At 71.6% G+C, this 9,119-nt stretch carries 9 protein-coding genes; 2 read left to right on the top strand and 7 right to left on the bottom strand.

Annotation, left to right across the window (positions count from 1 at the left end; genetic code table 11):
- A partial coding sequence (locus WD250_04510; GenBank protein ID MEX2619462.1) for a tyrosine-type recombinase/integrase occupies positions 1–382 on the top strand: 382 nt, incomplete at its 5' end.
- A gap of 39 nt (positions 383–421) precedes the next feature.
- Here the strand turns inward: WD250_04510 and rpmA are convergent.
- Positions 422–682: a 50S ribosomal protein L27 gene (rpmA, locus tag WD250_04505; GenBank protein ID MEX2619461.1), complete on the bottom strand. Its 261-nt coding sequence runs from the start codon at positions 680–682 to the stop codon at positions 422–424.
- A gap of 12 nt (positions 683–694) precedes the next feature.
- Positions 695–1,006, bottom strand: coding sequence for a 50S ribosomal protein L21 (gene rplU / locus WD250_04500; protein ID MEX2619460.1), 312 nt, complete (start codon positions 1,004–1,006; stop codon positions 695–697).
- Positions 1,007–1,192: 186 nt separating this feature from the next.
- Here rplU and WD250_04495 point away from each other — a divergent pair, with 186 nt between their 5' ends.
- Complete coding sequence (locus WD250_04495; protein MEX2619459.1) at positions 1,193–1,981, top strand: Clp protease N-terminal domain-containing protein; 789 nt, start codon at positions 1,193–1,195, stop codon at positions 1,979–1,981.
- Between the two features lie 73 nt (positions 1,982–2,054).
- Here the strand turns inward: WD250_04495 and WD250_04490 are convergent, their stop codons facing one another.
- The 5 genes from WD250_04490 to mreC all read right to left on the bottom strand — a co-directional run bounded on the left by WD250_04490 (position 2,055) and on the right by mreC (position 8,878).
- Positions 2,055–3,920 (bottom strand): Rne/Rng family ribonuclease, encoded by a 1,866-nt coding sequence (locus WD250_04490; GenBank protein MEX2619458.1) that lies wholly within the window; start codon positions 3,918–3,920, stop codon positions 2,055–2,057.
- A 260-nt stretch (positions 3,921–4,180) separates the two neighbouring features.
- A complete protein-coding gene (gene rodA, locus WD250_04485; GenBank protein ID MEX2619457.1) occupies positions 4,181–5,356 on the bottom strand; it encodes a rod shape-determining protein RodA in 1,176 nt (391 codons plus the stop codon).
- A gap of 2 nt (positions 5,357–5,358) precedes the next feature.
- On the bottom strand, positions 5,359–7,374 hold the full coding sequence (gene mrdA, locus WD250_04480) for a penicillin-binding protein 2 (protein ID MEX2619456.1): 2,016 nt from the start codon (positions 7,372–7,374) through the stop codon (positions 5,359–5,361).
- Between the two features lie 26 nt (positions 7,375–7,400).
- Positions 7,401–7,928: a rod shape-determining protein MreD gene (gene mreD, locus WD250_04475; GenBank protein ID MEX2619455.1), complete on the bottom strand. Its 528-nt coding sequence runs from the start codon at positions 7,926–7,928 to the stop codon at positions 7,401–7,403.
- Positions 7,925–8,878 carry a rod shape-determining protein MreC gene (mreC, locus tag WD250_04470; GenBank protein MEX2619454.1) on the bottom strand — a complete coding sequence of 318 codons (954 nt, stop codon included), beginning with the start codon at positions 8,876–8,878 and terminating at the stop codon, positions 7,925–7,927. The genes mreD and mreC overlap by 4 nt, the downstream gene beginning before the upstream one ends.
- Positions 8,879–9,119 lie beyond the last annotated feature (241 nt).

Here is a 9,119-nt window from a genome sequence, read left to right as displayed (position 1 = left end):
GCGTCGCGGGATGGAGCGGGCGTGGGCGGGGCAGGGGTGGGTCGAGCCGGTCGTGACGTGGCCTGACGGGACTGTCGCGCCGGCGGACCTGATGTTCCGCATGCCTTCCGGCACGCCGATCTGGGACCGAACCCTGGGCGAGTGGCTGACGCAGCTGTGTGAGGCGGCCGGGGTCGACCGGCTGACCCCCCACGGGCTGCGGCACGCAGCGGTGACGCTGCTCGAGGACACCGGTGCGCACCCGGCGGTGGTGCAGCAGCTGGCCGGGCACGCTTCGGCGTCGATGACCGACCATTACACCGCGGCGCTGCAGCGGGCGATGCGTGAGGCGGTCGAGATGTTGGCGGTGCGGCTGCGTGAAGATCCCGGTCGGGGTCGGTGACCCCAACCGGCAACGGTCACACCGGGGTGTTTCGGCTGGTCAACGGCCCGTAGCGCCCTGAACCTCGGCGTACTTGCGCTTGCCGGACTTGCGGAACGCCACGGTGCCGTCGACCAGGGCGAACAGCGTGTCGTCGCCCCCACGCCCGACGTTGTCGCCGGGGTGGATCTTGGTGCCGCGCTGGCGGACGATGATCGTGCCGGCCGTGACGGTCTGGCCCCCGTAGCGCTTCACCCCGAGCATCTTCGGGTTGGAGTCGCGCCCGTTGCTGGTGGAACCGCCGCCCTTCTTGTGCGCCATGTCCTCAGTCTCCTACGCGCTGATGGTGTCGACCCGGATGCGCGTCCGGGGCTGGCGGTGACCGGCCCGGCGGCGGTAGCGGGTCTTGTTCTTGTACTTGAACACGGTGATCTTGGGGTCGCGGTGCTGGTCCACGACGCTCGCCGTGACCGTCGCGCCCGCCAGGGCGTCCGGTGTGGCCGTCACGGCCCCGTCGTCGTCCACGAGCATGACCGCCCGCAGGTCGACCGTGCCGTCGTCACCGGGCACGAGCTTCTCGACGTCGAGGGTGTCCCCGACGCGGACCCGGTACTGCTTGCCACCCGTGGCGATCACGGCGTACATATGAGTTGGCTCCTGCGGAAGTCGCTCGGATGGGCGCGCGCGAGGTGATGAGCGCGAATTGACGAACAGATTGGGAGAATCATGGCGAACACCACGAAGGCGCGCCTTGGCGCACCGTCCATGAAGTGTAGGTTCGGCGCCCGGCAGTGTCAATCAGCGTCGATCCGCCGAGGGAGGCTCGCGAGGATGGCCGGCACCACCCCGACGCGGGTCCGCCTGACGGACCAGGCGCTCGTCGCGGTCACCGCCGCCCGCCAGTCCGGCGAGGCCCACGGTCGGCACGCCACGGTGGCGGACCTGCTCGTGGGACTGGCGGCGGAGCCCGACGGGCAGGCCGGCGGGCTGCTGCGGACCCACGCGACCTCGGCCGCCCGACTGCTGGAGCGTGCACCGGCCGGCGCACCCGACCTGCCCGTCGTCGAGACCGTCCTCGCCCGGGGAGCCGCCCGCGAGGCCCCCCGGGCGCTCCCGACCCGTGCACTGCTCGCGGGCCTCCTGGAGGTCGGCGGGACGGACGTGGTGGCGCTGCTCGCCGCGTGCGGCTACGACCCCGCCGCGCTGTACCGGGCGGCGGTGCGCGAGCCCGCCCTGGACGACGAGACCTTCGGTCTGGGGTCGGACCCCGACCTGTCGGCCGACGCGGCCACGGCCGTCGCCCGCGTGCGGGCCGCCGCCGGCGGGGCGGTCGCGCTGGTCGTCGCCATCGCCGCCACGCCGGGCGGGGGCGAGCTGCTCGCCCTCGATCCCGGCGAGCTGAGCGCGGTGGGCGCCGCGCTGCGCCGCTCGGAGGACGCCGCCGGGCCGGGCTGGGACCGGGGTCTGGACATCGTGCTCGACGCGGCACGGGCCTGGCGCGACCCACCCCTGCACGCGCACGACCTGTTGCGCGCGGCCGTCTCCGCGGGAGGGGACGGGCCGCGCCGCCTGGTCGAGGAGTCCGTCCGCCGCGCCTCCGGGGCGGGGGCGCCGCCCTGACGGCCGGTGTGTGGTTTGGCGCACCACCGCGGTGCGCCAAAGCACACACCAACACACCAGTCGTCGGCTGGGCTCAGACGAAGCGCTCCACGATCTGCGCGCCCCGGCCCTCGCAGCAGTCGCAGACGGTCGTGAAGCTCTCGGTGAGTCCCTGCGACACGTTCTTACGGGTCATCTGCACCAGGCCGAGCTTGGAGATCTCCATCACCCGGGACTTGGTCTTGTCCCGGGCCAGCTCGCGCTTGAAGCGCTTGAGCACCTCGTCGCGGTTGGCGGGGACCAGCATGTCGACGAAGTCGATGACGATGATCCCGCCCATGTCGCGCAGCCGCAGCTGGCGGGCGATCTCCTCGGCGGCCTCGATGTTGTTCTTGAGGACGGTCTCCTCCAGGTTGGACTTGCCGACGAACCGGCCGGTGTTGACGTCGATGACCCACATCGCCTCGGTCTTCTCGATGATCAGGTAGCCGCCCGACGCCAGCCAGACCTTCTTCTCCAGGGCCCGACGGATCTGGTTGGTGACCTCGTAGTCGTCGAAGAGGGGCCCGGAGTGCTCCGAGATGCGGTCGACGAGCTCGGGGCTGACGTCACCGAGGTAGCTGCGCACCATCCGGGCGAGATCCGGGGAGTCCACGATCAGGTCGGTGTACTCGGGCCCGAACACGTCGCGGATCACCCGGATGACAAGGTCGGGCTCTTCGTAGACCGCTTCCAGCGGCCTCGCGGCGGTCGACCGCTTCTCCACGCCCTCCCAGATGCGCACCAGGCGGGCCACGTCGTCGGCGAGCTGCTGGCGCGTCGCGCCCTCGGCCGCGGTGCGCACGATCAGGCCGTAGCCCTCGGGCTTCACGTCGGCGAGGATGTCACGCAGCCGGTCGCGCTCCTCGTCGGTGAGCTTGCGCGAGATCCCGAGCATGCCCTCGCCGGGCGCGAGCACGCAGTAGCGGCCGGCGATCGACAGGTGCTGGGTGAGCCGGGCGCCCTTGGTGCCCATCGGGTCCTTGGTGACCTGCACGAGCACCGCGCTGCCGGGCTTCAGGGTCTGCTCGATGCGGGGCAGCTCCCCGTCGAGGTCCGCCTCGTCGTAGTTGACCTCCCCGGCGTACAGCACGCCGTTGCGCCCCTTGCCGATATCGACGAAGGCCGCCTCCATGCCGGGCAGGACGTTCTGGACCCGGCCCAGGTAGATGTTGCCGACGTAGGAGACGTCCTGGCGGTGGGTGACGAAGTGCTCGACGAGGTCGCGATCCTCCAGCACGGCGATCTGGGTGCGCTCCTCGCCGACCTGCACGAGCATCCGCCGCGGGGGGCCCTCGGTGATCGCCCGCCGGGTCTCCTCGCTCACGCCCCCGGCGGGGCGCTGCTTGCGGCCGCCTCCCGCGCGGCTCTGGCGACCACGGCTCTTGCGGGCGGCACGCAGACGCGTCGAGTCACCCCCTCCGTCCGGTGCCGGCGCCTTCGCGGACTCCTGCTGCTGTCCGACGCTGTCGGCCTCCACGGTCGCCTTCGCGGTGGGTGACGGCTGCGCCTCCTCCTCGCCGGCCTCCTGGCGCGTCGGTGACTTGCCGGCGCCGCCGCCACGGCGCCCGCGCCGCCCACGACCGCCGCGCCGGCGTCCCGAGCGGCCGCTCCGGGACCCGCTCGAGCTCTTCTGCTCCTGGGGCGCCTCCGCCTGGGGCGCGTCCAGGGACTCGCCCGAGGGCTCCTCCGGCGACTCGGTCGGCGTCGGGGCAGCCGCCTTGGCGCGTGTTCGCGGCGCACCGGCGCGCCGGCGGCGGCTCTGGATCGCGGTCGGTTCGTCGTCGGTGCGGTCCGTGGTCGGTCCGGCAGCCTCGGACGACGGTCGGTCGTCCGAGCGGGTGCGCGTGCGGGTGCGCGTCCTCGTGCGGGTCAGCTCGTCTCGTTCAGGTTCTTGGCGTGCGGCGTCCGAGTCGGTCACGGTGGCGAGTCCTTGTGTGGTCGTTGCAGGCGAGGCCGGCCACGACGTGCGCGCGTCGCTGGCGCTGCATGTCCCGGACTCCGACGCAGCAAGATGACGCGGCGCGCGGCAGTCGATCCGGCGGGGGCACCGTCGGAGGTCTGCGGTCGTCGGTCATGATCGGGGTGGTCGGCTGCATCAAGTCGAGGCCAAGCGTCGTGGCCAAGCCACTGCGGTGAAGTGCGATCACCTCACCGTCCACTTCCGAGTGTAGGGGACATTCACTGGAAGCGACGCATGTGCACGTTTTGCAGCAGACCGATCATGAGGAACGCGCCGATCAGGCTTGTCCCACCGTAGGACACGAACGGCAACGGCAGGCCGGTCACGGGCATGACGCCGACGGACATGCCGACGTTGATGAACAGCTGGAAGGCGAAGACCGCGACCACCCCCGCGCCGATCAAGGTCCCGAAGGTGTCGCGCGACAGGGCCGTGATGCGCAGCGCCCGCCACAGCAGGACGGCGTAGATGGCCAGCAGGAGCGTGGCACCGAAGAACCCCAGCTCCTCGCCCACCACGGTGAAGATGAAGTCGGTGTGGTTCTCCGGTACGTAGGCCAGTGCGGTCTGCGAGCCCTGGAAGAGGCCCTGGCCGGTGATCTGCCCCGAGCCGATCGCGATCTGGGCCTGCTCGACGTTCCAGCCGGCCCCCTGCGGGTCCGACGACGGGTCCAGGAACGACGTCAGCCTCGCGACCTGGTAGTCCTCCATGACCTCCATCTGGAGCGCACCGACGATCGACAGCACCCCGATCAGCGCGAGCGCCGCCATGTAGCGGATCCGCACGCGGGCGAGCAGCAGCACCCCGAAGGTGATGGCCACGAACACGATGGCGGTTCCCAGGTCGGGTTGGGCGAGGATCAGCAGCATCGGCACCGCCGCCAGGCCCACCGCCTCCAGCAGCGCCCGCAGTCCCAGCGCGGACTCGCGGCGCTCGTGGAAGAGCGCCGCGAGCACCAGGATCAGCGCCGGCTTGGCGATCTCGGCCGGCTGGAACTGGAACCCGCCGAGCACGATCCATGCCCGCGAGGCGTTCACGGTCTGCCCGGTCGCCGCGGTGACGACGAGCATCACGATCGCCCCGGCGTACACCACCGGCGCCCAGGCCCGGTACAGCCGGTAGTCGAAGATGCCGATGGCCACCATGGCGACCAGGCCGATGCCGAGCGAGATGGCCTGGCGGTTCACGAAGTGCAGCGGGTCCACGCCCCGCGCCTCCAGCCCGTGGAACGTCGACGAGTAGATCATGACCAGCCCGAACGCCGTCAGCCCCAGAGCCGCCAGGACCAGCACGGGGTCGAAGTGCCGACCCGGCGAGTAGAGCCGCTTCCACGACTGCTGGACGGAGTCGCGCGCGACCCGGTGGGACTCGTCGCCGAACGTGATGTTGCCCATGGCTAGTCGGTCACCTCCCCCGCCTCGATGGCCGTCTCGTCGACTGCGGGGGCCAGACCCTCGAACACGCGGCGCACGATCGGGGCCGCCGTCTGGCTGCCGCCGCCACCCTCCTCCAGCATCGCGACCACGACGTACTGGCGACCGCCGAGCGGCTCCACGTTGTAGCCGGCGAACCAGGCGAACGGCTGCTTGGGCTTGAGCTCTGCGGTGCCGGTCTTGCCGGCGATCGGGATGGGAAAGGAGCCGAAGACGCCGCCGGCGGTGCCGCCCGTGGCGGTCACGCCAAGCAGCCCCGCCTCGATGTAGTCCAGGTGCCCGACGCTGACCGGCACGGTGCCGATCACCTCCGGCTCGACCGACTGCACCGTGCCGTCGAGGTGCACGACCTCCCTGGCCACGTGCGGCCGGTACAGCGTCCCCCGGTTGGCGATGGCCGCGAAGCTGTTGGCCACCTGCAGGGGTGTCGTCTGCAGGTCGCCCTGCCCGATGGACATGTTGACCGCGTCGCCTCCGCGCCAGTCCCCGCCGCGTTCGCACAGGTCGGCGTTGACGCGTTGGGCGTAGCTCCCCGGTTCCAGCTGGCGGGCCTTGAGGCAATAGGTCTCGCGGTGGTCCTGCCAGTACTCCTGCCGCCACGCGCGTCCGGGCACCACCCCGTCACGCTCGACGGGCAGGTCGATGCCGGTCTCCGCCCCGAACCCGAAGGCGGTGCTCATCGCGGGCAGGATCTCGTGGGCGGCGCCCGTAGCCTGCTCGTGCTCCCACATGTCCCGCGCGATGTCGTAGAAGACGGTGTCGCAGGAATCGACCAGCGCCGTCCGCAGGTCCATGAACCCGGAGTGGCTGCGCTTCCAGTTGTTGTAGACGCTGCCCGCCCACGTCCAGCTGCCCGGGCACTCGCGCTGGTCGGCGGGGCCCATGAACCCCTCCTCGAGCGCGGCGGCAGCCGGGACGATCTTGTAGACCGACCCGGGGGGATAGCTCGACTGGATGGCCCGGTTGATGAGCGGGAAGTGGTTGTCGGGGTTCTGCATGGCCTCCCACTCCCGGGTGCCGACGCCGCCGACGAACTCGGCGGGGTTGAAAACGGGGTTGGACGCCATGGCGACGATCTCCCCGTTCGACGGGTCGAGCACGACGACCGCGCCGGCCGGGGCCCGGAAGAACCCGCCGCGCTGGGGGCCGCTGTCCCGGTCACGGGTCCGCCGGGCCGTGTCGATGCCCTCGGCCAGCGCCTGCTCGGCCAACTGCTGGGCTTCCAGGTCGATGGTCAGCACCAGGTCGGCGCCCGGCTGGGGCAGGCTCTCCTCGACGGTGCGCACCACCCGGTTGTTGGCGTTCACCTCGAGGCGGCGCAGGCCCTCCTCGCCCCGCAGCACCGGCTCGTAGGAGCGTTCCAGGCCCGCCCAGCCGATCAGGTCGCCGGCCCGGTAGCCCGCGTATCGCTCGCTGTCGAGCTCCTCCCCGCTGATCTCGCCGAGGTAGCCGACCAGGTGCGCCGCCGTCATCCCGTGGGGGTACTCGCGGCGGGGCAGGGTCTCCGCGTAGACGCCCGGGAAGCGGTCCCCGCCGTTCTCGTGCAGGTAGAAGGCGATGTCGGGGGGGACGTCCACGGCGATCGGCTTGGGCCGCAGGGCGCTGACCCGGGAGTTCTCGACCTGGTCCAGGACCTCCTCGAGCGAGAGCCCGAGCAGCCCCGCCACCTCGGCGAGGATCTCGTCGGCGCGGTCGCCCATCTCCTCGGGCTGCACGCTCACGACCAGCGCGTAGCGGTTGCGCACGAGGACCTCGCCGTCACGGTCGAGCAGCTTGCCGCGGGGCGCCTCGGTGGCGATCGTGCGGATGGCGTTGCCCTCGGCCTGGTCCGCGTAGCGCTCACCCGCCATCACCTGCAAGAACCACAGGCGGGCGAACAGCAGCACGAACAGGCTCACGACCAGCAGCGCGAGGAAGGTGAGCCGGAGGCGGGTGCTCTCCCCCGCATCCAAGGCGGCGGGCTTGGAGTTGATCTGCACGGCGCCCGAGGGTAGCACTCGTGTCCCTACAACGAGGTTCGCGACGCGGCCGACGGCGCGGACGGCAGCCGGCTGAGCAGCCCCCCGACGGCGATCAGCACGATCGGGGCGAGCAGGGTGTTGTACAGGCCCGTGGCCATGGCGGACTGCAGCGCCGCGAGCGGCGTCGCGGACGCGACCTCCAGCAGCTGGGACAGCAGCCCGTAGGCCAGGACGGCGGCCACGCTGGCCGCCGACGCCACGGCGACCTGGCCGACCAGCCCCGCGGTCGACAAGTAGGGGCGCACGACACCGGCCGTGTAGCCGACGAGGAGCAGGACCAGGGCGGCGGTGCCGACGAGCTGGCTGCCCGTGGACAGCAGGTCGACTGCGAGGCCCGCGACGAACCCGTAGCGGGCGCCCGTCCCAGGTCCGTCGGCCAGCGCGAAGGCCACCACCGTCAGGACGACCAGGTCAGGGCGCCACATCCCCCACGTGAGGGCCGACAGGACCACGGTGGACAGCAGCAGTGCGGTCACCAGCACCCCTGCCATCATGATGAGGCGGGGGATCATGTCGCGTCGGGGTTCGGTGCCTGCTCCAGCTCGCCCGGGCCGGGCGCGGGGTCGAGTTCCGGGACGATGGCCGGCGGCCGGGGGGGGTTCTCGTCCTCGATCAGCTCGTCGGGGTCCAGCTCGCTCGGGTGCTCCGGTGCGTCCAACACGATCTGGACGAGCCCGAGGCGGGAGAGGTCCACGTAGGGGCGCAGCGACAGGACCGCCCCGCCGGCCTGGTCGGTCTGGGGATGGGACTCCACCTCGCCGACAGGGATCCCGTCGGGGATGCTGGAGCCCCCGAAGGTGCTGGTGACGACCTCCGCGCCGGACTCCACCTCGGACTCGGCGTCGGTCATCTCCAGCTGCAGCGGGCGGGAGCCCCGACCCGAGAGGAACCCCTCCTCGCCGGTTCCCACCAGCCGCACGATGAACCCGGCCTGCGGCGAGGACACGAGCTGCACACGCGCGTTGGACCGGGTCACCTGGACGAGCTTGCCGACCAGCCCGGCCTCGTTGACCACGGCCATCCCCGGGCGCAGCCCGGCGTCGCCACCGGCGTCGATCAGCACCGACCACTCGAAGGGACCGGGCGCCTGGGCGATGACGTTGGCCCCGGTGGTGGTGAACCCCAGCCGCTCACGCATGGCCAGCTGCTCGCGCAGCTCCCGGTTCTGGCGTTCGAGCTCGGCCACGGAGACCCGTCCTTCGCGCAGATGTTCCAGCTCCTCCTCCAGCTCGGCGTTCTCGGCGCGCAGCCGGCCGTACTCCGCGATCGAGCCGAAGAAGCCCCCGACCGGGCTCACCACGGTGGCGAAGCCCTCCTGGATGGGCGAGAACACGGCCATGGCCCCCCGCTGGACCGCCGCCACCGTCCCGCCATCGCCCTGCCGGTAGTCCATCGTGAGCAGCACAAGGCTGACCAGCACCAGCACGGCCAGGACAGTGGTGTTACGACGACGGTCAGGCATCACACTCCAACAGACCACCAGAACCCGCGGCGGGTGCGGCCCCGCCCACAGACTAGACCGGACGAGGACACCTCTCAGACGAGCCTGCGGTAGGGATGAATGGGGCTGCGGGACGTCTCAGGCGCAGCGTGTGTGCGGAAGCCGAGAGGGGCTGCGCCACGTCTCAGCTTGCGATTAAACCTCAGGCAGGCTGTCGCAAAATTGAGGATGTGAGGTCCGGGCGGCCGGTTTTTCGGGGTCG

Source organism: Egibacteraceae bacterium (assembly GCA_040905805.1).
Lineage (GTDB): Bacteria > Actinomycetota > Nitriliruptoria > Euzebyales > Egibacteraceae > DATLGH01.
The sequence above is the reverse complement of the archived record's forward strand: the minus strand, read 5'-3'. Positions and strand labels throughout refer to the sequence as shown.